This window comes from Exiguobacterium sp. KRL4 (assembly GCF_001870785.1).
Classification (GTDB): domain Bacteria; phylum Bacillota; class Bacilli; order Exiguobacteriales; family Exiguobacteriaceae; genus Exiguobacterium_A.
On record NZ_MOLV01000001.1, the window covers coordinates 213,471 to 239,228 of the forward strand.

24 protein-coding genes and 2 other annotated features are annotated in these 25,758 nt (G+C 48.4%); of the genes, 23 read left to right on the forward strand and 1 reads right to left on the reverse strand.

What is annotated here, in order from left to right; all coding sequences use genetic code 11:
• The first annotated feature begins 32 nt into the window (after window positions 1-32).
• The 13 genes from efp (at window position 33) to spo0A (ending at window position 12,291) form a co-directional block, all read left to right on the forward strand.
• Window positions 33-599, forward strand: a complete 567-nt coding sequence (efp, locus tag BLD48_RS01025) for an elongation factor P (protein WP_012369804.1) — start codon at window positions 33-35, stop codon at window positions 597-599.
• A gap of 179 nt (window positions 600-778) precedes the next feature.
• Window positions 779-1,234, forward strand: coding sequence for an acetyl-CoA carboxylase biotin carboxyl carrier protein (gene accB, locus BLD48_RS01030; protein ID WP_071498563.1), 456 nt, complete (start codon window positions 779-781; stop codon window positions 1,232-1,234).
• Window positions 1,235-1,248: 14 nt separating this feature from the next.
• Window positions 1,249-2,601 carry an acetyl-CoA carboxylase biotin carboxylase subunit gene (gene accC / locus BLD48_RS01035; RefSeq protein WP_071498564.1) on the forward strand — a complete coding sequence of 451 codons (1,353 nt, stop codon included), beginning with the start codon at window positions 1,249-1,251 and terminating at the stop codon, window positions 2,599-2,601.
• A gap of 118 nt (window positions 2,602-2,719) precedes the next feature.
• Entirely contained in the window at window positions 2,720-3,136 is a 417-nt protein-coding gene (gene nusB / locus BLD48_RS01040) for a transcription antitermination factor NusB (RefSeq protein ID WP_014969881.1), read from the forward strand.
• Window positions 3,137-3,204: 68 nt separating this feature from the next.
• Window positions 3,205-4,038, forward strand: coding sequence for a bifunctional methylenetetrahydrofolate dehydrogenase/methenyltetrahydrofolate cyclohydrolase FolD (gene folD, locus BLD48_RS01045; protein WP_083412211.1), 834 nt, complete (start codon window positions 3,205-3,207; stop codon window positions 4,036-4,038).
• The gene (xseA, locus tag BLD48_RS01050) at window positions 4,035-5,378 is read left to right on the forward strand and encodes an exodeoxyribonuclease VII large subunit (RefSeq protein WP_071498565.1); all 1,344 of its coding nucleotides are present in this window, start codon (window positions 4,035-4,037) and stop codon (window positions 5,376-5,378) included. Before folD ends, xseA begins: the two co-directional genes overlap by 4 nt.
• Window positions 5,356-5,577: an exodeoxyribonuclease VII small subunit gene (gene xseB / locus BLD48_RS01055; RefSeq protein WP_071498566.1), complete on the forward strand. Its 222-nt coding sequence runs from the start codon at window positions 5,356-5,358 to the stop codon at window positions 5,575-5,577. Before xseA ends, xseB begins: the two co-directional genes overlap by 23 nt.
• Complete coding sequence (locus tag BLD48_RS01060; RefSeq protein ID WP_071498567.1) at window positions 5,574-6,443, forward strand: polyprenyl synthetase family protein; 870 nt, start codon at window positions 5,574-5,576, stop codon at window positions 6,441-6,443. The genes xseB and BLD48_RS01060 overlap by 4 nt, the downstream gene beginning before the upstream one ends.
• 121 nt (window positions 6,444-6,564) lie before the next feature.
• The gene (gene dxs, locus BLD48_RS01065) at window positions 6,565-8,451 is read left to right on the forward strand and encodes a 1-deoxy-D-xylulose-5-phosphate synthase (protein ID WP_071498568.1); all 1,887 of its coding nucleotides are present in this window, start codon (window positions 6,565-6,567) and stop codon (window positions 8,449-8,451) included.
• A gap of 6 nt (window positions 8,452-8,457) precedes the next feature.
• Window positions 8,458-9,264: a TlyA family RNA methyltransferase gene (locus tag BLD48_RS01070; protein WP_071498569.1), complete on the forward strand. Its 807-nt coding sequence runs from the start codon at window positions 8,458-8,460 to the stop codon at window positions 9,262-9,264.
• Window positions 9,265-9,405: 141 nt separating this feature from the next.
• On the forward strand, window positions 9,406-9,855 hold the full coding sequence (gene ahrC / locus BLD48_RS01075; protein ID WP_071498570.1) for a transcriptional regulator AhrC/ArgR: 450 nt from the start codon (window positions 9,406-9,408) through the stop codon (window positions 9,853-9,855).
• A 12-nt stretch (window positions 9,856-9,867) separates the two neighbouring features.
• Window positions 9,868-11,574, forward strand: a complete 1,707-nt coding sequence (gene recN, locus BLD48_RS01080) for a DNA repair protein RecN (RefSeq protein ID WP_071498571.1) — start codon at window positions 9,868-9,870, stop codon at window positions 11,572-11,574.
• A 3-nt stretch (window positions 11,575-11,577) separates the two neighbouring features.
• Window positions 11,578-12,291: a sporulation transcription factor Spo0A gene (gene spo0A, locus BLD48_RS01085; RefSeq protein ID WP_083412213.1), complete on the forward strand. Its 714-nt coding sequence runs from the start codon at window positions 11,578-11,580 to the stop codon at window positions 12,289-12,291.
• A gap of 827 nt (window positions 12,292-13,118) precedes the next feature.
• Here spo0A and BLD48_RS01090 read toward each other — a convergent pair.
• Complete coding sequence (locus BLD48_RS01090) at window positions 13,119-13,373, reverse strand: DUF2627 family protein (RefSeq protein ID WP_071498572.1); 255 nt, start codon at window positions 13,371-13,373, stop codon at window positions 13,119-13,121.
• Between the two features lie 121 nt (window positions 13,374-13,494).
• Between BLD48_RS01090 and BLD48_RS01095 the strand changes: the two genes are divergently transcribed.
• The 10 genes from BLD48_RS01095 (at window position 13,495) to BLD48_RS01140 (ending at window position 25,754) form a co-directional block, all read left to right on the forward strand.
• Complete coding sequence (locus BLD48_RS01095; RefSeq protein WP_071498573.1) at window positions 13,495-15,150, forward strand: sigma 54-interacting transcriptional regulator; 1,656 nt, start codon at window positions 13,495-13,497, stop codon at window positions 15,148-15,150.
• Window positions 15,151-15,294: 144 nt separating this feature from the next.
• Window positions 15,295-16,215, forward strand: coding sequence for a phosphate butyryltransferase (yqiS, locus tag BLD48_RS01100; RefSeq protein ID WP_071498574.1), 921 nt, complete (start codon window positions 15,295-15,297; stop codon window positions 16,213-16,215).
• A gap of 13 nt (window positions 16,216-16,228) precedes the next feature.
• Window positions 16,229-17,353: a Glu/Leu/Phe/Val family dehydrogenase gene (locus BLD48_RS01105; protein ID WP_071498575.1), complete on the forward strand. Its 1,125-nt coding sequence runs from the start codon at window positions 16,229-16,231 to the stop codon at window positions 17,351-17,353.
• A 13-nt stretch (window positions 17,354-17,366) separates the two neighbouring features.
• Window positions 17,367-18,470, forward strand: coding sequence for a butyrate kinase (gene buk / locus BLD48_RS01110; protein WP_071498576.1), 1,104 nt, complete (start codon window positions 17,367-17,369; stop codon window positions 18,468-18,470).
• A complete protein-coding gene (gene lpdA, locus BLD48_RS01115) occupies window positions 18,440-19,861 on the forward strand; it encodes a dihydrolipoyl dehydrogenase (RefSeq protein WP_071498577.1) in 1,422 nt (473 codons plus the stop codon). The genes buk and lpdA overlap by 31 nt, the downstream gene beginning before the upstream one ends.
• A 13-nt stretch (window positions 19,862-19,874) precedes the next feature.
• Window positions 19,875-20,888, forward strand: a complete 1,014-nt coding sequence (locus BLD48_RS01120; protein ID WP_071498578.1) for a thiamine pyrophosphate-dependent dehydrogenase E1 component subunit alpha — start codon at window positions 19,875-19,877, stop codon at window positions 20,886-20,888.
• Complete coding sequence (locus BLD48_RS01125; protein ID WP_071498579.1) at window positions 20,885-21,868, forward strand: alpha-ketoacid dehydrogenase subunit beta; 984 nt, start codon at window positions 20,885-20,887, stop codon at window positions 21,866-21,868. The genes BLD48_RS01120 and BLD48_RS01125 overlap by 4 nt, the downstream gene beginning before the upstream one ends.
• 13 nt (window positions 21,869-21,881) lie before the next feature.
• Entirely contained in the window at window positions 21,882-23,162 is a 1,281-nt protein-coding gene (locus tag BLD48_RS01130) for a dihydrolipoamide acetyltransferase family protein (protein ID WP_071498580.1), read from the forward strand.
• Between the two features lie 62 nt (window positions 23,163-23,224).
• Window positions 23,225-23,457, forward strand: a binding site (T-box leader).
• Between the two features lie 47 nt (window positions 23,458-23,504).
• Window positions 23,505-23,747 (forward strand) — a binding site (T-box leader).
• A gap of 49 nt (window positions 23,748-23,796) precedes the next feature.
• Entirely contained in the window at window positions 23,797-25,191 is a 1,395-nt protein-coding gene (trpE, locus tag BLD48_RS01135; RefSeq protein ID WP_071498581.1) for an anthranilate synthase component I, read from the forward strand.
• Complete coding sequence (locus BLD48_RS01140) at window positions 25,188-25,754, forward strand: anthranilate synthase component II (RefSeq protein ID WP_071498582.1); 567 nt, start codon at window positions 25,188-25,190, stop codon at window positions 25,752-25,754. The genes trpE and BLD48_RS01140 overlap by 4 nt, the downstream gene beginning before the upstream one ends.
• Window positions 25,755-25,758 lie beyond the last annotated feature (4 nt).

Genomic DNA, 25,758 nt, shown 5'->3' on the forward strand with positions numbered 1-25,758 from the left:
ACAGCAAGATCAACATTTAGGAGGAACTTTTCATGGTATCAGTAAACGATTTAAAAACAGGATTAACAATTAAGACATCAGACGGAATGATTTGGCAAGTCCTTGAATTTCAACACGTTAAACCAGGTAAAGGTGCGGCATTCGTCCGGACGAAAATGCGGAACATCCGAAACGGAAACATTCAAGAGATGACATTCCGTGGCGGCGAACGTGTCGAACGTGCTCACATCGAACGGAATAAAATGCAATATCTTTATCCGATGGGTGAAACGTATGTCTTCATGGATACAGAATCATACGAGCAATTGGAACTGACAACGGCTCAAGTCGAAGCAGCACTCCCGTTCCTGCTTGAAAACATGGAAGTTCAAATTGCCATCTACAACGGTGAAGTTCTTGGAATCGAACTTCCGAATACGATCGTCATGACGATTGTCGAAGCAGAGCCGGGAGTCAAAGGGGATACAGCATCAAACGTCAAGAAAAATGCAACGGTTGAGACGGGACATATCATCCACGTCCCACTCTTCATCGAAGCAGGAGAAAAAGTAACAGTTGATACACGTACTGGTGATTTCACAGGGCGTTACAACGGATAATTCAGTTAAAACAACGCCCGTTCATCCTCGGATTGAATCAACGGGCGTTTTTTTCTTTTGTCTTGACTTGCGTCCTTTGGTATGACCAGTTAATATTAGTATTTGAGCAGGCATTAGCACCTGGTATAATATTTAAGTATAATAACAAAGGTGAATGTTAAGATAGGGGATGAAGAAAAATGAAAATCGATCAGTTGAAGCAAGTGCTCGAAATGTTGGACCAGTCGAGTGTCAATGAACTTTCTCTTGAAACCGATACGTATAAGTTAAAATTAAAAAAACAAAATGATAACATTGTTGTCTCACATCAAGCACCGGCTCCGGTGGCAACATCAGCACCGCAAGCTCCAGTGGCAGTCACAGAATCAGCAACGGAACAACCAGACGTTGAAACCGATACGGTGACAATCAATGCGCTGATGGTCGGAACGTTTTATTCGCGTCCGAACCCGGACAAACCATCTTTCGTCAAAGTCGGCGATCAAATCGAAGTCGGTCAAGTCGTCTGTGTGTTAGAAGCAATGAAACTATTTAATAATCTGAACTCGGAAGTAGCCGGAACGGTCGTCGAAATTCTCGTCGCAGATGGAGATCTTGTCGAATTTGGACAACCCCTCTTCCGGATTCGTCCTTGAGCGAGGTGATGGCAATGGAAAAACTTTTAATAGCGAACCGAGGCGAGATTGCAGTCCGAATCATCCGGGCAGCTAAAGAACTTGGCATTCAGACGGTTGCGGTCTATTCGACAGCGGATCGTGATGCTTTACATGTCCGACTAGCAGATGAAGCGTATTGTATCGGCGATGTGAGTTCGGCCGCCTCCTACTTAAACGTCACGAATATCTTAGCCGTCGCGACCAACCGGAATGTGACGATGATTCACCCCGGATACGGATTTTTGGCTGAAAATGTCGATTTTGCAGAAATGTGTGAGGCATGCGGCATCAAATTCGTCGGACCGACATCGGATGCGATTCGTCAAATGGGGATCAAAGATGTCGCTAAAAAAACAATGATAGCCTGTGGCGTGCCGGTCGTACCGGGTTCGGACGGGACGGTCACGGACGACGAAGCGTTGCAACTGGCAGACGAGATCGGATACCCGGTCATCATAAAGGCTACGGCAGGCGGCGGTGGTAAAGGAATTCGTGTCGCCCGTTCGAAGGCGGAACTCGTGACAGGACTAGATGAGACACGCCGTGAGGCAAAACAGGCGTTCGGGAACAGTGACGTCTATCTCGAACGTTTCATTGAAGAGTTTCGTCACGTCGAAGTCCAAGTCTTGGCAGATCGCCATGGTAACGTGATTCATTTAGGGGAGCGAGACTGTACGGTCCAGCGACGGATGCAAAAATTAATCGAAGAAGCACCGTCACCGGCAGTCAGTCCGGCGACACGCTTAAAAATGGGGGAAGCAGCCGTCAAAGCGGCGAAGGCGATTGACTACACGGGAGCTGGGACCATCGAGTTCATCTTCGTCGAAGAGACGGAAGAGTTTTTCTTCATGGAGATGAATACGCGGATTCAGGTCGAACATCCCGTAACCGAGATGATCACCGGATTTGATCTTGTGCAGGCACAGCTTCAGGTTGCGCTGGATCATCCGTTAGCGGTCCAACAGGAGGATATCGAATTCCGGGGTCATTCGATTGAATGCCGGATCAATGCGGAAGATCCGGATTACGACTTCCGTCCGCATGCGGGACGTGTCACACAGTATGTCACACCGGGTGGGATGGGCGTCCGTATCGACAGTGCCGTATATCCGGGTTACATGATTCCACCGTACTATGATTCGATGGTCGCGAAATTGATCGTGCATGCTGAAACACGAGAAGAGGCGTGTGCGAAGATGGAACGCGCTTTATCGGAATTTTGGATCGAAGGGGTCAAAACGACGATTCCTTTCCATCAAAAAGTCTTGGCACATCCCGTGTTTCGCCGTGGAACATTTACGACGAAGTTTACGGAACGTGAACTGAAGGCAGAAATCGTGAAATGATTGAGGACGGGAGCTGATGGATTTAACTCCCGTCTTTTTGGCGTTCTCTATGTTTTTTGAAAAAGGAATGTGCTAAACTAATTGATTGAGAACGATAAAAAAAGGAGCACGTAAAATCATGATGAAACGACATATGGCACGCGAACTCGCAGTACAGTCTTTGTTCCAGATGGAACTCTCGGATCTATCTGCACAAGAAGCCATTTCATTCGCAGTAGAAGGTAAAGAATATGATACGTTTGTAGAACAATTAGTAGTCGGCGTCGAAGCCAACAAACCAGAAATCGATCAAAAATTACGCGCGGCACTTGTGAACTGGTCATTCGAACGTCTCGGGAACATCGAGCGGACGATTCTCCGTCTTGCTGTCTATGAGTTGTTATTTGAACCAAAGATTCCTGTTCGAGTGACGATCAATGAAGCGATTGAATTGACGAAGGCGTTTGCCGATGAAGAAGCAACTAAAATCGTCAATGGTGTGTTAGGGAAAGTCGCACAAGAAGTCGACAAAGAGGGTTCGAAAGAGAACTCGTAAGTCACTAAAAAGAGAAAGTAAGTCAGGCACAGAGTGAAGTGAATATTTTTGGGGGAGTGGACAAAATCATGGCAGTCGTAATCGATGGGAAACAAGTCGCACAATCGTATCGTTTGAAACTGAAAGAAGAAGTCGCACGTCTAAAAGAACAACGTATTCAACCGAAACTAACCGTTATCTTGATCGGGGAAGATCCAGCAAGTCAATCTTATGTGCGCGGTAAAGAAAAAGCGGCGCAAGAGATTGGAATGGATTCCGACCTGATCCGTCTACCGGACGAGACGACGGAATCGGAATTACTTCACTTGATCGAACGATTGAATGTTGATGCGAGTGTCCATGGGATTCTAGTACAATTGCCTCTGCCTGCACATATTGATGAAAGTAAGGTCATCTTCGCGATCGCTCCAGAAAAAGACGTCGACGGTTTCCATCCCGTTTCTGTTGGGAAGATGATGATTGGTGAACCGACCTTCTTGCCGTGTACACCAAACGGAATTCTTCATCTCGTCAAAGAAATGAATGTCCCGATTGCGGGGCGTCATGTCGTCGTCGTCGGTCGAAGTCAAATCGTCGGGAAGCCGGTTGGGATGTTGTTTTTGAATGAATCTGCGACCGTGACCTATTGCCATTCGAAAACAGCTGATTTAGCAGCGATGACACGTCAAGCTGACATTCTGATTGTCGCCGTCGGTGTTCCGAAACTGATTACCGCCGACATGATTAAACCAGGCGCAGTCGTCATCGATGTCGGTGTCAACCGGGTGGATGGGAAATTGGTCGGAGATGTCGAATTCGAGACCGTCAAGGAGGTAGCATCGATGATTACGCCTGTACCAGGTGGTGTCGGACCGATGACGATCACGATGTTGCTCCATAATACGATTGAGGCGGCCAAATGACGAACCCCCTTCAGGTTTCCGAGCTTGTCAGTTATGTGAAACGTGAACTCGAAAGTGATTCGTTGCTGCAACAAGTCCAGGTGGTGGGAGAAGTGTCGAACTTTAAACGGCACTCTTCCGGTCACCTTTATTTTACGTTGAAAGATGAACAGTCGCGGATGAAGGCAGTCATGTTTGCACGCGACGCGAGTCGTGTCAAAACAGATATCCGAGACGGAGCCCGTGTCGTCATTACGGCGAGACTTTCGGTGTATCTGGCATCAGGCGAAATGCAACTGTATGTCGAACGGATGATGGAAGACGGTGTAGGTGCGCTCTACGAAGCATATGTCCGATTAAAAGAGGATGTCGAAGCCCGGGGATGGTTTGATGCGGAACATAAACAATCGATTCCCGCATTTCCGCAAAAAATCGGAATCGTGACGTCACCAAAAGGCGCCGCTTTACATGATATCGCGACGACTTTACGCCGCCGTTATCCGCAAGCCGCCATCGTCTTTGCCCCTGTCCTCGTCCAAGGAAAAGAAGCGGTTCCCCAACTTGTCCGGGCCATTGAAGCGATGAACGAACATCAGGCATGTGATGTCATGATCATCGGTCGGGGTGGCGGATCGATCGAGGAACTGTGGGCCTTTAATGAGATGGCCGTTGTGACAGCGATTTATGAATCCGTGATTCCGGTTGTTTCCGCCGTTGGTCACGAAACGGACTTTACGATTGCCGATTTCGTCGCAGATGTCCGGGCAGCGACACCAACGGCCGCAGCAGAATTGGTGTCGCCGGAAGCCGCGGAAATCGAAAAACGTGTGGTCGAGTTGAAGCGTCGTCTGACCCGCAACTACGATCAATACATCAAAGAACGTAAAGACCAAGTGACGCGCCTCGCTGGGAGCTATGGTTTAAAATCACCACGGGTCCTGTTAGGGTTAAAACAAGAACGGTTAGACCGGGCGGAGATGGGACTCAGTCGAATCAGCAGGCAGATGATGCAAGCGAAACAGCAGGCATTAGGAGATATCTCGAACCGGATGAAGCGGATTCCATTACGAGAACGGCTGGCGGATCAAACGCGTGAACTGATTCGGGCCCGTAAACAGTTGGAACAGATCCATTACGTCATGCGTTCGAAACAGGAACGACTTCATCAAATGATCGCCCGTCTCGATTCGGTCAGTCCAACACAAGTGCTCCTGCGCGGGTATACGTATGTCGAACAGGACGGACAACTGATCCGTTCAGTCCACCAATTGTCAGATCAGACCTTCCGGGTTCAGTTTCATGACGGAAGTATCCTAGCGAAACGAGAGGATGAAGAAGATGGAAACGGAACAATCATTTGAAGCTGCGCTGGAACGGCTAGAAGAAATCGTCGAATTGCTTGAAGAAGGGGAAGCGCCACTTGAGCAAGCGATGATTTTGTACGAAGAAGGTGTCAAACTGACGGCGCTCTGCCAGAGCAAGTTGTCGACGGCGGAACAAAGACTGGATCAAATCTTGGAGCAAGATGGTACGTTACGAGAAAAAGGGGGATCACAATGATTGTTTTGACAGAGTGGAAAACGCAAGTTGAACAGGCACTCGAAACGTTCATGAATCGATTGGATGCACCAGACCGTCTGCGGTCAGCGATGCGTTATTCGCTTGATGCCGGTGGAAAACGTGTCCGCCCTGCCTTGATTTATGCCGTCCTTGATGCGTATGGGATCGACCGGAAGATGGGAGATGCGACGGCAGCGGCACTTGAGATGATTCATACATATTCGCTGATTCACGACGATCTACCGGCGATGGATGATGATGACATGCGACGTGGACGACCAACCAACCATATTCAATTCGACGAAGCGACGGCTATCCTTGCGGGTGACGCCTTGCTGACCAATGCCTTTACCTGTTTACTGGAGACAACAGCGACAGCTGACATCAAGGTGAAGTTGATCGAGCGGCTCGCGACGGCGGCCGGGGCGGCCGGGATGGTCGGCGGTCAACTCGACGATATGCTCGGAGAACGTGGTGGCATCAGTGATGCGCAGGAACTTGAATCGATTCACCGACGGAAAACAGGTGCCTTGTTGATCTTTGCGGTCGAAGCGGGCGGTATTTTGGCGCAAGTCACGGATACAGACATTGATCATTTGAAACGATACGGACGTCATCTCGGGATTGCATTCCAAATCCAAGACGATATTTTGGATGTGACGGGGGATGCCGAAAAAATTGGTAAACCGGTCGGTAGTGATGAAGGAAACGATAAAGCGACCTATCCGAAACTACTAGGTCTTGACGGAGCGAAACGTGCACTTGCAGCACAAGTGACCGCGGCGAATGAAGCAATCGAAGCTCTATCGGTCGAAGCGGCTCCGCTCAAGGAACTACTTGATTTTGTCGTCAAGCGAGACCATTAACAGGGACGGCGTAGCACGCCGTCTTTTTTTTATGCGCCCGGAATGTGGCGTTCGAAAGATTGTTCTAGTACAATGTAGGGTACAAACCATATAAGAATGTAAGGGAAAGAGGCGGTAAGGTATGAAGTTGACAGAGATACAGGATCCGTCATTTTTAAAGCGTATGTCAATCTCGGAATTAGAAGTATTCGCAGGCGACATCCGACGCTTTTTGATTGAAGAATTAGCGACGACTGGTGGGCACTTGGCACCGAACCTGGGTGTCGTCGAGCTGACGTTAGCGCTTCACCGGGAATTTGATAGCCCGAACGATAAATTTGTTTGGGACGTCGGACACCAAGCGTACGTGCATAAAATCTTGACAGGACGTGCTGGGCAGTTTGATACGTTGCGTCAACATAAAGGGTTATGTGGATTCCCAAAACGGAATGAAAGTATTCATGACGTCTGGGAAACGGGGCATAGCTCGACGTCGCTGTCAGCAGCGATGGGGATTGCCGTATCAAATGAGTTAAAAGGAAACGATGACCGGGCGATTGCGATCATCGGTGACGGGGCATTAACAGGCGGAATGGCGCTTGAGGCACTGAACCATATCGGAGCGGAACAACAAAATGTCATCGTCATCCTCAATGATAATGAAATGTCGATCGCACCGAACGTCGGGGCGATGCACCAGATGTTAGGGCGCATCCGTTCGTCACGTAAAGTTCGTTATGCCCAAGATGAGCTCGAGACGTTGATCAAGAAAATCCCGCTGATTGGTGGAAAACTTGAAAAAGGCGGCGAGAAGCTAAAAGAAGCTGTCAAAGGCGCGCTTGTCCCCGGAATGTTTTTTGAAGAACTTGGATTCAACTATTACGGACCGGTCGATGGTCATGACTTAACGGATTTAATCGAACAGTTGAATTACGTGAAAAAAGAAGAAGGACCTGTCCTGCTTCATGTCATCACGAAAAAAGGTAAAGGGTATCGTCCGGCTGAGTATGATGGAATCGGTACATGGCATGGTCTTGGACCGTATAAGATCGAGTCAGGCGAAGTCATCAAAGGGAAATCAAAAGCACCAAGCTATTCGTTTACAGTAGCGGATACGTTAACGAAGATAGCCCGTGATGATGAGAAGTTGACGTTGATCACACCAGCCATGAGCGTCGGGTCGAAACTGGATTGTTTTGAAAAAGAATTCCCGAACCGGATGTTTGATGTCGGAATCGCCGAACAGCATGCCGTGACCTTTGCTGCTGGTCAAGCGACGCAAGGAATGAAACCGGTCGTCTCGATTTATTCGACCTTCTTCCAACGGGCATACGATCAACTTGTACACGATGTCGCCCGACAAAACTTAGACGTGACGTTTACGATCGATCGTTCTGGTCTTGTCGGAGCAGATGGAGAAACACACCAAGGCGTCTTTGATATCGCCTTTATGCGTCATGTGCCGAACATCCGAATCGTCATGGCAAAAGATGAAAATGAGTTGCAGCATCTTCTTTATTCAGCCGTCAAACATGAAGGTCCGATTGCCGTTCGGTTCCCACGTGGGGAAGGGATCGGTGTTCAGATGGATGAGACGTTGCATGAGATTTCCCTTGATACATGGGAAGTGGAACGGGAAGGAACGGACGTCGCCATCATGGCGTTTGGTCCTCAAGTGCAGGATGCCTTGAAAATCGCTGAGTTGCTTGACGGTGACTTGTCGGTCCGTGTTATTAATGCGCGGACAATTAAACCGTTGGATGGAAAAATGTTGAATGCGTTGTACGCAGAAGGCATTCCACTCGTGACGATGGAAGAAGCCGTCTTAAAAGGTGGTTTCGGTTCAGCCGTTCTCGAACATGCGAATGAGCAGGAAGCCTTCCCACGTGTGAAACGATTTGGTATTCCGGATTGGTATATTGAACACGGTGGTGTCAATGAATTGTTGGAAGAAATTGGATTATTACCTGGACAAATTGCTGAAGAAGTACGGGCATTTGTCAATCAAGGAAAGAAACAGAGTGTGTAACGATTCATGGAAACTGTAAAAAAAATCCGCCTCGACGTCTTACTCGTCGAGCGGGGTCTATGTGAAACACGTGAAAAAGCAAAACGGACGATTATGGCGGGGCTTGTCTTTAGTGGCACAGAACGTTTGGAGAAGGCCGGTGAAAAGGTCAAATCGGATATTGATTTGACCGTCAAAGGTCAAGTCATGCCCTATGTCGGGCGTGGTGGGTTCAAGATGGAGAAGGCACTTGCTATGTTCGATATCGATGTGTCGGCAAGGATTGGTCTTGATATCGGCTCTTCAACAGGCGGTTTCACGGATTGTGCCTTACAAAACGGAGCTGCCCATATGTATGCGCTTGATGTCGGGTCAAATCAACTGGACTGGAAATTACGTTCGGACGATCGTGTGACGGCAATGGAGAAAACAAATTTCCGCCATGCGACGCCAGACATGTTTTCAATTCAGCCAAGCTTTGCGACCATTGATGTATCGTTCATTTCCTTGCGATTGATTCTTCCGCCCTTAAAAGCCATTCTAGCTCAGGGTGGGGATGTCATTGCGCTCGTCAAACCACAGTTTGAAGCGGGGCGTGACGATGTTGGTAAAAAGGGGATCGTTCGGGATGAACGGATTCATGGTCGGGTGCTCAAAGAGATGGTCGATTTCTTTGTTCGGGAAGGTTTTTACGTCAAACAGCTCGATTTTTCACCGATTACCGGGGGCGAAGGAAACATTGAGTTTCTTTTGCATGCACAACTCGACACGCCGGGAATGGATACGTCAGTTGATCCAGTCGAAACGGTTCGTTTGGCACATGCCGCGTTATAAGTCGAACCCATTCAAAGCAGACTTCGTCGTGATGATGAAGTCTGCTTTTGATTTTGGAGCGAATGCATAGGGCAAGCATGGACTTTTATCGAATTATTGGATTACAATAGTATCAGTGAAGAAAAACTGTGAGGTGCAAGGATGACAAAGGGGCAACGGTTAATCAAGATTCGGGAAATCATTACGCAGTCAGAAATCGAGACACAGGATGAGTTAGTCGAGGAACTTCGAAATGCAGGGTATAAAGTAACGCAGGCGACTGTCTCGCGAGACATCAAGGAACTACATCTTGTAAAGGTACCGCTAAACGATGGGCGTTATAAATACAGTCTGCCTGCCGATCAGCGATTTAATCCACTTGGGAAGTTGCGACGGTTACTCGGTGATAGCTTCATCTCGATTGATTCTGCTCAAAATTTGATTGTCATGCATGTCTTGCCGGGTAACGCGAATGCATTAGGTGTCCTCTTTGATCATTTAAATTGGACGGAGCTGCTCGGTACGGTCTGTGGGGATGATACGATACTGATGATTACACGGAATGAAGAGGCAGCAAAAGAAGTGACGGAACGTATCTTAGGGATGCTTTAAGGAGTTGACATGATGTTAGCTGAATTATCGATTAAACAATTTGCGATCATTGACCAGCTACAGATTGATTTTAAAAAAGGGATGACGGTATTGACCGGAGAGACGGGCGCCGGGAAATCGATTGTCCTGGATGCGATTGGATTATTGATTGGTGGGCGTGGATCTGCCGAATTTGTCCGTTATGGTGAAGACAAAGCTGAGCTTGAAGGACTGTTCATGATCGAAGAGGGGCATATGGCCTATACGTTAGCAGAAGAATACGGTATCGATATGGAAGATGGCATGATCATCTTGCGGCGTGATTTGTTTGCTTCTGGAAAAAGTGTTTGTCGGGTGAACCATAAATTAGTCACGTTGACGATCCTACGGGAATTCGGACGTGTCCTTGTCGACTTACATGGTCAACATGAGCATCAACATTTGATGGAGAGTACGTATCATCAAACGATTTTAGATGACTTTGGGTATGAGACGATTGCTCCGATTCTTGAGAAATACCAGGCGCGTTTTCAACTGTATGAAGAAAAGCGCAACGCCTTACAAGCACTTGCGCAAAGTGAACAGGCATTGGCACAGCGAATCGATTTACTATCCTTTCAAACGGAAGAGATCGACAGTGCTAAACTGCGTAAGGGGGAAGAAGAAGAACTCTTAAGCGAACGAAATCGTTTGGCGAACTTCGAAAAACTCCATGCGTCTCTGAGCGCTGCTTATGATGCGTTGCACGAGGAACGACGAGGTATCGATTCCGTTAGTGACGCGATGCGTGAGCTTCAGCAAGCGGCAAGCATCGATGACGAATTCTCCGGGCAAAGCGATACACTTGCCAATGCGTTTTACGCCCTTGAAGAGGTTGGGTATGCGATTCGTGATCAACTCGAGACGTTAGAGTTTGACTCGAACCGGTTGGATGAGATCGAACTACGTTTGTCGGTCTTTCAACAACTAAAACGGAAATACGGAGCGACGATTGAAGAAGTCATCGCATATGGTGAAAAAATCAGCATCGAGCTAGATACGATGACCAATCGAGACGAGCGAATCGAAAACTTGAAAGTGGAAGTCGAACAGTTAGAATCTGAGTTGTTTGAAATCGGCAGCGAGTTATCGCAAGTACGACGACAGGCATCACATCTTTTAGGTGAAGCGATTCATCTTGAATTACGTCAGCTCTATATGGAAAAAGCGCGATTTGAAATCCGGTTCCTGCAGGACGGAAAAGCACCAGTCCTGCGGAAAAATGGAATTGATTTCGTCGAATTCTATATCATGACCAATGCCGGTGAACCGTTTAAATCGCTCGGGAAAGTAGCGTCGGGTGGGGAATTGTCTCGGATCATGCTTGGTCTCAAATCGATTTTCTCCCGTTCGGTTGGCGTCGCCTCAATCATCTTTGATGAAGTCGATACAGGTGTGTCAGGACGTGTCGCCCAAGCGATGGCGGAGAAAATCTATCGTCTGTCAATTGATAGCCAGGTGTTATGCATCACCCACCTGCCTCAAGTCGCTTCAATTGCCGATCAACATCTGTACATTCGAAAAATCGAAGAGACGGATCGGACGACGACACAAGTCAACGTCTTGACGGACGCAGAGCGTGGTAATGAACTAGGGCGGATGATTTCCGGGACACACATGACGGATTTGACGTTACGTCACGCAGAAGAATTAATGGAGCAAGCAATGAACACGAAGGAATCGCTTAAAAATGGGGTGTAACGATTGATTAGAGTCGGGATTGCGGATGACAACCAAGAAATGGTCGAATTGATTCGTCAACATCTAGCTGTTCAAGAAGACATGGAAGTGGTATGTGTCGCATACAATGGGGAGAGTTGTCTTGAAAAATTAGAACAGATAGAGACGGATGTCCTGTTATTAGACATCATCATGCCGCATCTAGATGGGCTTGGAGTTCTAGAAGCCTTGGCGAAACATAAAAACAGTCCGGCCGTGATCATGTTGAGTGCATTTGGTAAGGACGAAGTATCTCAACAGGCCGTTTCACTTGGGGCCGCGTACTTTTTATTAAAGCCGTTCAGTTTGGATCAACTCGTCAATAAAATTCGTCTAGTCGTACATGGCGTCCAGACAAACCAGGTTGAGCCGGTTGAAACGAAAGTCGGGACTACTTTACGAGAAATCGGAATTGCCCCGCATATCAAAGGGTTCACCTATCTAAAAGATGCCGTCCTGATGGTATTGGAACGGGAAGATCTATTGGGATTGATTACAAAGGAATTGTATCCGATGATCGCGAAGAAACATCAAACGACTTCGTCCCGCGTGGAACGGGCAATGCGCCATGCGATTAAATCAGCTTGGAAAGAGGGCATGAGCGAACATATCTTGTTTACGGGACGGATCGAACAACAGAAAAGTCCTAAAAACTCAGAATTCATTTCCTATGTATCGAGTCATATGAATGGATCTTGAGCAAACAGATGAGAATAAAACGAAGTGGCTGGACCTGGATTACTTTATCGGGTCCAGCTACTTCTATTACATTAAAAAATAAAAATAAATATTCATTAAATATATGTTGCACAAACTAAAATATTTGTTATAATAAAGGTACCAAATGATTTGGAAAGACGTTAGATGAACGTCGAGTCGAATTGGTTCCCGGAAAACCATTCAACACACTTCATCTCAGGACGCCACCTGTAAACGGCTCAAGGATGATGGACGACATTCTCTTGGTAGTTTTTTTATACCAAGGCAATTCATATCTTTTTCAGATGAGACATCTCGAATAGGTATGAGGCTCCACGATTTCGAAGCAAGGGAAAAGTGGAGGGTAACGTAAATTAAACGTCCAAAGCAACACGAAGACCAAGCAAGACCAAGCAAGACCAAGCAAGACAAAACAAAACAAAAAAAAAAAAAAAGAAAGACCAAGCAAGACCAAGCAAGACCAAGCAAGACCAAGCAAGACCAGAAACAAGTACAGTTCGTGAAAAGGAGTGTTGTCTAGCAGTGAATGTTAGCAACCGAATGATCGACTGCTTCAAGCGGATGACATTACGCTTCACCTAGGTCCAAGTAAAGTCAGATAATGGAGTCGTTTTACCGTTCTATCGATCGCTCGATAGCCAGATCTGATTTCTTTCAACCTCTTCATTAAGAGGACAACCTATGGTTTTGAAGTACACGAATAGTTCTACTATGAGAGGAGTTCATCCGTAAGTGAAACCAACTTTATACGAATAAAAGGTCCCGCGCTTGAAATGAGTTCAAGAGATGGGGACCTTTTTGTGTGCTTATTTTTTTTGATACCGCTCGGATACTTTCCCCCGTTTGCGGTCACGGTAAAAGACATAACCGGCGACAAAACCAATCCCGCCGATGGCTAAGACTAATCCACTAACCCCTTGCAACACATATACATAGGCAGAGTCCCCCAGGTAATGGAAGGGAAACTGGGCAATTAAGAAAACACTATCCCGCATGAGTTTGATCCCGATGGCGCCAATGATTCCAGGAATGAGTAAAGATAATAAGCCGATGATTCGCATGAGTGTGACCCCTTTCCAAGCGTATTGTATCAGAAAAGAAGCGAGACTGCGAATTGGATTTGCCCTCCTGTTTTAATACGAGTAGGATAAAGATGTAAGCAGTTTCAAAGGGGGAATCATAATGCATCATCTCTTGATTGTGGGTGCTGGGCATGGTGGGACAGAAGTACTGCATGCTTTTCAACGCTCACCATTGTTGACGGTCATCGGGGTCGTTGATCCGAATGAACACGCAATCGGAGTCCAGCTCGCCAAACGAGGACAAATCCGTGTCGAGACGACATGGACGGCTTTTGAAGGAACAGCGATTGATTTTATCATTGACGCCACCGGAGAACACGGGGTGCTTGAACAATTGATTCATTTTTTCCCGGAAGCCGCGGTGTTACCGGGAGAGTTCGTCCGCGTTTTACTTGAACGTCTGGCAGAAAAAGAACGTATGCTAGAAGCGATCATTCACTGTACGAGTGAAGCGATTTCTGTAGCGGATCAAGCCGGTGAAACGATGTTAATCAATCCAGCGTATACCCGCATGACGGGGTATACCGAACAGGATGTGATCGGTAAACCGGCGAGTGCCGATATCGGGATGCAGGAATCGGTTCATTTACGGGTGCTTGAAACTGGGGAAAGTGTACGCGATGCGCGGATGAAGATTGGACAAGATCGGCGGGACATCATCGTCAATGCGGCTCCGGTCGTCGTTGATGGACAAGTCAGAGGCTCTGTCGGGGTCATCCGTGATATTTCCGAAATGAAGGCGCTTGCAAAGGAACTCAAGGCCGCGAAACAAAAAATTCGAACGTTAGAAGCGAAGTACACCTTCGATGACATCATTGCGGAAAGCGAACCGATGCGTTTTGTCGTGGACCAAGCCAAACTAGCGGCAACTATGCCTGTTAACGTCTTGATTCGTGGGGAATCCGGGACGGGGAAGGAATTGTTTGCCCATGCGATTCATGCGGCGAGCGACCGGAGATATGAACAATTTGTTCGGGTCAACTGTGCCGCCATTGCACCAAGTTTACTTGAAAGTGAATTATTTGGTTACGAAGAAGGGGCATTTTCAGGAGCACGTCGTGGCGGTAAAAGAGGCTATTTTGAGGAAGCGCACGGGGGGTCGTTGTTTTTAGATGAAATCGGTGAATTGCCGCTTGACGTCCAAGCCAAATTATTAAGGGTCTTACAGGAAAATGAAGTCGTCCGGGTCGGCGGAACAAAAGCTGTTCCGGTCGATGTCCGGATTATCGCGGCAACGAATGCCAATCTCGAACAAAAAATCATTACCGGCGAATTCCGGGAAGACTTGTACTATCGGATCAATCGTTTACCGATTCACATTCCCGCCTTACGTGAACGGCCAGACGATCTGTCACCACTCGCCACCCACTTGCTTCGCAAACTCAATCAAAGTTACGGCCGATCCGTCGAGCGGATTTCGGAAGACGCACTTGAAGCGATTCGAAAACAGACGTGGAAGGGGAATGTCCGTGAGTTGGAAAACGTCATTGGACGTGCTTTGATTTTTACAGATAAAACAGAACAAGTCTTACGAAAAGGGCACCTTCAACTGGTTGTACCCGTGACTCCGAAACGTTCCGAACGACCAAAAAAAGAAATTAAACATCTTTCAGATGAGATGTCTTATGTCGAAGAACAATTAATTCGTGAAGCCCTTGATGTCGTCAACGGCAATAAGACGGAAGCAGCCAAACAGTTAGGAATTTCTTTACGCGCGCTCTACTACAAGGTCGAACGGTTTAACATTCAATGTTGAATTGCAAAACTTTGCGTGCAACATATTGCAAAAAATGCAATTCCATGCAAAATTAAAAGAGAAGAAACCAAGTAGGGCGTCGATTCTAGATTGGCATGAAAATTGCTGTTAAATAAAGAGAATGACAGGTAAGGGGGTAATGACTTGAGGTTTGATCAAATGGTACGACAAGCAGCACGTCTTGAAGATTCCGTTGTCGCAATCGCGTCAGCGGACGATGAGGAAGTCATGGATGCCGTGTCGCTAGCGATTGAAAATGAATTAGCTCGTTTTCATTTGTTCGGGGATGCGACACGTATCCAAAAAATGATTCATGATCGAAAGTTAAGTGAGTCACAATTCGTCATCACACATACAGCTACTGCACAAGAAGCCGCAGAACGAGCAACCTATGCCGTTCGTAAAGGGGATGCGGATGTCTTGATGAAGGGTCTTGTACCAACAGCGACGTTCATGAAAGCCGTATTGAACAAGGAAACCGGCTTACGTTCAGGAAACGTATTGTCCCACGTGGCACTATTTGAAGTACCTGGCCGGGAAACGGCTATCGGACTGACGGATGCCGCCATCCATATCGCACCAACGCTTGAAGACAAAGTCCACATCATTGAAAACGGAGTGACGGCACTGCGGGCGATTGGCTATACGTTACCAAAAGTTGCTGTTTTAGCAGCGGTCGAAGTCGTCAACCCGACGATGCAGGCGACCATCGATGCGGCACTGCTCACACAGATGAATCGGCGCGGACAGATCAAGGATTGCCTTGTTGACGGTCCACTTGCCCTTGATAATGCGGTCAATTTAGAAGCGGCGAAACAAAAGGGACTGACGGGAGACGTTGCAGGGGCAGCTGATCTTCTTGTCGTTCCCCAAATCGAGGTCGGAAACGTGATTTACAAATCGTTGATGTACTTTGCGCAGGCATCCGTCGCGGCAATTTTAGTCGGAGCGAAGGCACCTGTCGTTTTAACAAGTCGAGCGGATACAGCAGAAGCAAAATTGTATTCATTAGCCTTTGCCTTACTCAATGCCCAACCTACAAAAAAGCTCACACAGACAATCTAAGGGGGAACTCATAATGGTAGAAACAAACGTAGAAGCACGATTCAGCATCTTTGAAACAATGGCTATGGAAGATTACGAACAGGTCGTCTTTTGTCACGATAAGGTCTCAGGTCTAAAAGCAATCATCGCAATTCATGATACGACACTTGGTCCAGCACTCGGTGGTCTCCGTATGTGGAACTATGCGTCGGATGAAGAAGCTTTGATTGATGCCCTCCGTTTAGCAAAAGGGATGACGTATAAAAACGCAGCAGCTGGATTAAACCTCGGCGGCGGAAAAGCCGTCATTATCGGCGATGCAAAAACACAAAAATCAGAAGCATTGTTCCGGGCGTTTGGACGGTATGTCCAGTCGTTGAACGGGCGTTACATCACAGCGGAAGACGTCAATACGACAGTTGCTGATATGGATTACATTCACATGGAAACAGACTTCGTAACAGGTGTCAGTCCGGCCTTTGGATCAAGTGGTAACCCATCACCAGTCACGGCATACGGTGTTTATCGCGGGATGAAAGCAGCAGCGAAAGAAGTGTACGGAACGGATTCGCTTGGCGGTAAAACGATTGCGATTCAAGGAGTCGGTAATGTTGCCTTCAACTTATGCCGTCACCTGCACGAAGAAGGCGCAAAATTGATTGTCACGGACATCAATCAAGATGCGTTACGCCGCGCGGAAGAAGCGTTTGGTGCCTTGGTCGTTGGACCCGATGAAATCTACGGTGTCGATGCTGATATTTTTGCACCTTGTGCACTCGGTGCGACACTCAACGATGAGACGATTCCGCAACTGAAAGTCAAAATCATCGCTGGTGCAGCAAACAACCAACTGAAAGAAGATCGTCACGGTGATATGTTACAAGAACGCGGTATTCTCTATGCACCAGATTTCGTCATCAACGCGGGTGGTGTCATCAACGTAGCTGACGAACTCGACGGATACAACCGTGAGCGGGCGATGAAGAAAGTCGAACTCGTCTACGATGCAGTCTCAAAAGTCATCGAAATCGCGAAACGCGATCATCTGCCGACATACCGGGCAGCAGAAAAGATGGCAGAAGAACGGATTGCGACGATGGGCAGTGCCCGGAGCCAATTTTTACGTCGCGATAAAAACATCTTAGGATCACGCGGATAAGAGGAGGATTTTAATGAGCGAACGTATTTTAACCATCAATCCGGGTTCGACGTCAACGAAAATCGGGATTTTTGATGGAACAGAACAAGTGTTTACGAAAACGTTGCGCCATTCAGCTGAAGCGGTCGGAGGACCGCTTTCAGATCAGCTGAACATCAGACGCCAAGTCGTCCTCGATGTGTTGGAACACGAACAGATTGAATTGAAAGCGCTTACGGCAATCGTTGGGCGTGGTGGTCTGCTTCGTCCACTCGTCAGTGGGACCTACAAAGTCAATCAAGACATGCGGGACGATCTGTTAAACGGGACGTTTGGCGTCCATGCTTCAAATCTCGGTGGTCTGCTCGCCGATGAGATTGGTCAATCACTCTCGATTCCGGCATTTATCGTCGATCCGGTCGTCGTGGACGAACTCGAACCGATTGCCCGGATTACAGGCTTGCCTGAACTTGAACGGAAAAGTATTTTTCATGCCTTGAATCAAAAGGCCGTCGCAAAACGATATGCCAAGGATATCGAAACACCGTATGAACAATTGCGTCTGATCGTTGCGCATATGGGTGGTGGAATTACGGTCGGTGCCCATCTCAATGGACGTGTGGTTGATGTCAACAATGGGTTGGACGGAGAAGGGTCATTTTCGCCGGAACGAAGCGGTTCCTTACCTGTTGGTCAACTAGTAGAACTATGTTATAGTACCAAGTATAAACTCGAAGAAATGAAGCGTCTGGTCGTTGGGTCAGGCGGACTTGTCGCGCACTTAGGCACATACGATGCAATTGAAATCGAACGCCGGATTGATGCAGGAGACGAAAAGGCTGCTTTATTATATGACGCAATGGCTTATCGAGTTGCAAAAGAAATCGCAGCCCAAAGTGCTGTTTTATATGGTCAGGTCGATGCCATTCTCTTAACGGGTGGTTTAGCATACAGTGACCGACTAACAACGGCAATCGAGGAACGGGTTGCCCATCTGGGACCGGTCGTTCGGATACCGGGGGAAGATGAGTTACGTGCGCTCGCAGAAGGTGTGTTACGTGTACTGCGTCAAGAGGAACAAGTGAAGGAATATGGAGGCGAACCAACATGGCTAGAGAATTCGACGTCGTTGTCCTAGGTGGTGGTCCCGGTGGATATGTTGCAGCGATTCGAGCTGCGCAAGCCGGGAAGACGGTAGCAATCGTAGAACAAGGGAAACTCGGGGGAACCTGTCTGCATCGTGGATGTATCCCGTCCAAAGCATTTTTAAAGTCGGCAGCGGTTTACCAGACAGTCAAACACGCCGCTACATATGGCGTCGACGTACCGGAATCGTTTTTACGGTTCGAACAGGTCAAACAACGGAAACAAGACATCATCGATGGTCTTGAATCCGGGATCCAGCATCTGATGAAAAAAGGAAAAATTGAAGTCTTTCACGGTCGCGGTTCGATTCTTGGACCAAGTATCTTTTCACCGATGCCGGGAACGATCAGCGTAGAGCCCGAAGAAGGCGACGGAGAATTGATTTTACCACGCCAGCTGATTGTTGCGACGGGTTCACGTCCACGTCCGCTAACTGGTCTGGCATTTGATTCAGAATACGTCCTCAGTTCAGACGAAGCACTCGACATGAACGCTTTACCCGAGTCGATCGTCATCATTGGTGGTGGGGTCATAGGGATTGAGTGGGCATCGATGCTGACCGATTTTGATGTTGCCGTCACGGTCGTCGAATTCAGTGATCGAATTTTACCGACGGAAGATCAAGCGGTCAGCCGGGAAGTCGCCCGTCAGCTCAAAAAACGCGGCGTCAAGATCATGACGAGTGCCGCCGCACAAAGCGACAGCTTCCAGTTAACCGAGTCCGGTGTGACGATTGATGTCGACCGTAATGGGGAGAAGACGACACTTGCAGCCGATAAGCTTTTGGTCGCAATCGGTCGGATGGCGAACGTCGAAGGAATCGGGCTTGAAAATACGAATATCGTCGTCGAAAACGGATTCATCCAAGTCGATGATGAGTTCCGGACGAAAGACAATCACATCTTTGCGATTGGTGATGTCATCGGACGTCTGCAACTGGCCCACGTCGCTTCAGCAGAAGGCGCAAAAGCAGTCGAGACGATTGTAAATGGTTCGACGACCCCGCTGAATTACGCATTTGTTCCGCGTTGTATTTACAGTGTGCCGGAAGCGGCTTCCGTCGGTTTGACAGAAGCGGAAGCAAAAGCGGCAGGACTGGACGTCAAAACGGGGATGTTTTCGTTTAACGGTCTCGGAAAAGCTCGAATCGAAGGGGAAGCAGCAGGATTCATCAAGCTTGTATCGGATGCAAAAACAGATGATTTGGTTGGGGTTCATATCGTCGGACCGAAAGCGACGGAATTGATCAGCGAAGGTGGTCTGGCGCTCGTCTTAAATGCAACAGCATGGGAAGTCGGACAGCTCGTTCACCCACACCCGGCGCTTTCAGAAGCATTCGGTGAGGCAGCACTCGCAGTTGACGGATTAGCGGTTCACGCCTAAGGAGGAAAAACAGATGGAGAAAATAGAATTTAAAGAACTCGTCGAACTTGGTTTGACGGAACAAGACGCGATTCAAATGTTCGAGACGATGGTCCGAGCACGAAAAATTGATGAGCGGATGTGGAAATTGAACCGGGCGGGTAAGATTCCGTTTCTTGTATCGTGTCAAGGGCAGGAAGCGGCACAAGTCGGTGCAGCGTATGCTCTCGAAAAAGGAACGGACTATATTTTACCGTACTACCGCGATCTTGGCGTCGTGTTGCATTTTGGACAGACGTCACGTGACATCATGTTATCGGCTTTTGCGAAAGCAGAAGATCCGAACTCCGGCGGACGTCAGATGCCGGGTCATTACGGTTCGCGTGCGTTAAACATCGTGACAGGATCGAGTCCGGTCACGACACAAGTTCCGCATGCTGTCGGGATTGCCCTCGCTGCGAAGATGCGTCAAGAACCACTGGTCGCTTACGTCTCGTTTGGAGAAGGCTCTTCGAACCAAGGGGACTTCCATGAAGGAGCAAACTTTGCCGGTATTCATAAATTACCGGTCATTCTGTTCTGTGAAAACAATAAATATGCGATTTCAACACCACTTTCGAAACAATTATCGGCGAAGCACGTCGCCGACCGGGCGATCGGATACGGTATGCCGGGTGTGACGATTGACGGAATTGACCCGCTTGCTGTCTATAAAGCGGTCAAAGAAGCGCGTGAGCGTGGTCTTCGCGGTGACGGTCCGACCTTGATTGAAGTCGAAGTTGAGCGACTCGTTCCCCATTCATCAGATGATGACGACAAATCGTATCGCTCAGCAGAAGAACTGGCTGAACTGAAAACACGTGACGGGGTCAAACTGTTCCGTGAAAAGTTGATTCAAATGGGTGTCCTGACGGAAGAGACGGCGCAAGCCATCGAAGCACAGCTCGAACAGGAAGTGGATGAAGCAACCGCTTATGCGGAAGCTGCTGCCTACGATACACCAGAAAACACACTCCGTTACGTGTACGATGAGGGGGAAACGAAATGACGACGCTGAGTCTAATCGAAGCAATCAATAGTGCGATCAAAGAAGAAATGGAACGAGATGATTCTGTATTTATCTTAGGTGAAGATGTTGGTGTCCGGGGAGGCGTTTTCCGCGCGACACAAGGCTTACTCGAACAATTTGGGGAGGCACGCGTCATCGACGCCCCGCTTGCTGAGAGTGCGATTGCCGGAGTCGGAATCGGTGCCGCGATGTATGGCATGCGACCGATTGCTGAGATGCAGTTTGCTGATTTCATCATGCCTGCCGTCAATCAGATCGTCAGTGAAGCGGCTAAAATCCGCTATCGTTCGAACAACGACTGGTCGTGTCCGATCGTCATCCGGGCGCCGTTTGGTGGCGGAATCCATGGGGCCCTGTATCACTCCCAATCCGTCGAAGCGATGTTCAACTCAACACCCGGCTTAAAGATCGTCATCCCGTCTAATCCGTACGATGCCAAAGGATTGCTGAAGGCGGCGATTCGATCAAACGATCCGGTCTTGTTCTTTGAACATAAACGCGGATACCGTCTCCTGAAAGGCGAAGTCCCGGAAGAGGATTACATCGTCGAAATCGGCAAAGCCGATGTCAAACGGGAAGGTGAAGATTTAACGGTCATCACCTATGGTCTTTGTGTCCAATTCGCACTCGAAGCGGCAACGCGTCTTGAAAAAGACGGCATCGATGTCCACATTCTGGATTTACGGACCGTCTATCCGATCGACCGGGAAGCGGTCGTCGCAGCAGCCCGGAAAACGGGGAAAGTCCTGCTCGTAACGGAAGACAATAAAGAAGGCAGTGTCATGAGTGAAGTGTCGGCGATCATTGCGGAAGAAGCACTGTTTGATCTCGACGCGCCAATCGAACGACTCTGTGGTCCGGATGTACCGGCGATGCCATACGCACCGACGATGGAAAAATTCTTTAACGTCTCCAGTGAAAAGATCGAAGACAAAATCCGGACGCTACACGCGTACTAAGGGGGAAGCATCCATGAAAACTGAAACCTTAACGATGCCACAACTTGGTGAGAGCGTAACGGAAGGGACGATTTCGCTTTGGCTTGTCAAACCAGGTGACACTGTCAAAAAATATGATCCGATTGCCGAAGTCATCACGGATAAAGTGACAGCAGAAGTCCCGTCGTCGTTTGACGGTGTGATTGAAAAACTGCTGGCGGAAGAGGGCGACACGCTGCAAGTCGGAGAAGCCATCGTCACCTTGCAGGTCAGCGGCGGTTCAACGGAAGTCGCGGCGACGGAAGAAGCCGTTCCAGCTGTCGAAGAAACACCCGTTTCCAGTGATCAGTCGATGAAAAAACGGTATTCACCGGCTGTTCTGAAATTGTCTTCCGAGCATGCGATCAATCTCGAGCAGGTGACAGGAACAGGAACAGGCGGACGGATTACCCGAAAGGATCTCTTAAAAGTCATCGAAACGGGTCAAATTCGTCAACCGGATACAGTCGAAGCACCGACGATTGAGTCTGTTCCGGCAGCGAAAGCAGAACCACAGGAACAGGCGCAAGTCGTACGACCTCAAGCGGCAAAACCGACGATGAGCACGACGGAAGCCGGTGATATCGAAATTCCGACGGCTGGTGTCCGTCAGGCCATTGCGACGAACATGGTCCGTTCGAAACAAGAAGCGCCACATGCTTGGTTGATGATTGAAGTCGATGTGACAAATTTAGTCGAAGCCCGTAATCGACATAAAGATGCATTCTTCAAACAAGAAGGTGTCAAACTGACGTTCTTACCGTTCTTCATGAAGGCAACGGTCGAAGGTCTGAAAAAACATCCGATCATGAATTCGCAATGGGCGGGGGATAAAATCATCCAGAAAAAAGCGATCAATCTGTCGCTTGCCGTCGCGACGCAAGAAGCGTTGTTCGTACCGGTCGTCAAACATGCCGATGAACTCAGCATCAAAGGTCTCGCTCGGGCAATCGATGATTTTGGTAAACGGGCACAGGCTGGTAAATTGTCATCAAGCGAGATGCAAGGTGGTACGTTTACGGTCAATAACACTGGTTCATTTGGTTCGATTCAATCAGCACCAATCCTTAATTTCCCACAAGCGGCGATTCTGTCGGTCGAATCGATCGTCAAACGTCCGGTCTGGGTCAACGGGATGTTTGCGGCACGTGATATGGTCAATCTGTGCATGTCGATTGATCACCGGGTACTTGACGGACTCGTTGCTGGTCAATTCCTCCAGACGGTCAAACAGTCACTGGAATCGATTGATCCAAATCAATTGTCTTTATATTAATTGGGACAAATGTATTGACAGGAAACCGTTTCCCACGTAACATAAAAAACAATTACACAACAACAGACGCAAAGACGAAGAGAAGTAACCTACGAAACGATTGAAGAGAGCTGATGGGTGGTGCGAATCAGTATCGGGAAACAGGTGAATGGACTTCTGAGCATCAGACCGAACTTACAGTAGGCTCTGACGGCTACCTCCCGTTATCGAGGACGACGAATCAGGGGAACCGGTTCGTTCGAGGGGACTAGTAATAGTCAACGAAGGTGGTACCGCGGGTCTTCCCGTCCTTCATGTTTATCATGAATGGGCGCGAAGACCCTTTTCGTATTCAACTGAATAAGTAAATCGATGAATGAGTTAAGTAGTCAAACAAATCGTTGTTCCAGAGAGCGGAAGAGAGGTGGAACTTCCGTACAGCGATGTTTGATGAATGGTCTCATGAGAGCATGACTGAACGGTAAGTAGGTCATGACGGAAGCCCCCGTTATCATAGGCTACGATGTCTCGTCAAAACGCATCGGAAGAGTGGGAACGTTTGTTGTTCCAATTGTGAGGTGGCACCGCGAGTCAATCGTCCTCCATACGGCTATTTGCTGTATGGAGGATTTTTTTATACCAGGAGGCGAACAGGATGATTGAGACAGACGAACTGATCATGGAGCAACTAGAGATGAACGGAGATGAGTTGACTCCGATTTCAATCTTTTTAAACATCGAAGGGGAACGAAAATGTTTGCTCGAAAGTTCGACGAACGTTGGGCACGCAAGATATTCGATCATCGGGGTCAATCCGGTTGAATTGCTTCGGGCGGAAGGGAACCAAGTGACCCGGCAAAATCTTCGGACCGAGGAAATAAGCAGGCAAACAGGCAACCCGGTACAACTGCTGCAACAAGCCGTCGCACGACCTATCGAAAATACCGATTTTCCGTTCTTGAGCGGTGCGATCGGCTATGTCGGTTATGATGCGATTCGTGCCTATGAGAACATCGGCGCCGTGCCGGACAGTGACCGGAACTTACCGGATGCCTTGCTTGCCGTTTATGACGAAATCATCTTGTATGATCATTTGGAACACCGGGTCCACTTGATCCATACGTCAATCGGGGGACTGACGGACCAGGCAGAGATGACACGTCGGCTCCAAGCACGTAAAAATCAGTTGGAACGGACGGGGGAACAGACACGGATTGAGCGTCCCCTTGAAAACATCGTCTACCAACCACAAATCGAAAAAGAGACGTTTCTCTCTTTGGTCGAACAGGCGAAACAACATATACGGCAAGGGGATGTGTTCCAACTCGTGTTATCGCAACGACTCGATGCGACCTTCGTCGGCGATCCGTTCCACTTTTACCGGAAACTCCGGCAGGACAACCCGAGTCCGTACCTCTTTTACATCGATCTAGGAGAAGTGATCGTGCTGGGTGCGTCTCCAGAAAGTTTGATTCAAGTCAAAGGACGGCACGTGACGACAAATCCGATTGCCGGAACACGACCGCGTGGAAAAACGAAACAGGCGGATCAAGCACTCGCCAACGAGTTGTTACACGATGAAAAAGAACAAGCCGAGCACCGGATGCTCGTCGACTTAGGACGAAATGATCTAGGTCAAGTGTGTCAGATCGGAAGCATCCATGTGTCACGGGAAATGGAGATTGAACGCTTCAAAAATGTCATGCATCTCGTTTCTGTCGTCGAAGGGACACTCGCGGAAGGGAAGACGGGAGCCGATGCTCTCGTCGCCTGCTTACCGGCTGGGACGGTCTCGGGTGCCCCGAAGATTCGCGCGATGCAGTTGATCAATCAATACGAAACGAAAAAACGGGAAGTTTATGCTGGGGCGGTTGGCTATTTTGATGTCAGCGGGAATTTAGACTTTGCTCTGGCGATCCGGACGATGGTCATCCAAGACGGAAAAGCGTATGTTCAGGCTGGAGCGGGTATAGTCTATGATTCCGATCCTGTCCTTGAATTTGAGGAGACCTTGCATAAAGCGAAATCCTTACTGGAGGTTTGGAAATGATTGTACTGATCGATAATTACGATTCCTTTACCTATAACCTGTATCAATACGCTGCGGCGTATGATGAAATACAAGTCATCCGCAATGATGCGATCGAGGTGAGTGCAATTGCCGAATTACATCCGGCAGGCATCATCTTATCACCGGGACCGGGAAACCCGAACGACGCCGGGATATGTCTTGACGTCATCCAGACGTATTCCGGAAAAATTCCGATTCTCGGTGTCTGTCTCGGACATCAAGCCATTGGGCAAGCATTTGGCGGAAACGTCGTTGAAGCATCAGAAATCCGCCACGGTAAAACATCGAGCATTCGACAAACGGGACGGTTGTTTGAAGGTCTGCCGGAACAACTGGACGTCATGCGGTATCATTCCTTGATCGTCGAGCGGACCACATTACCGGACGTCTTGAACATCACCGCCACGACAGAAGACGGAACGATCATGGCACTTGAACACCGCGATCACCCGACTTACGGGATTCAATTTCACCCGGAATCAATCGGAACACCACTCGGGCAACGGATGATTCAACGATTTATTGAACTGACGAAGGAGTGACAGG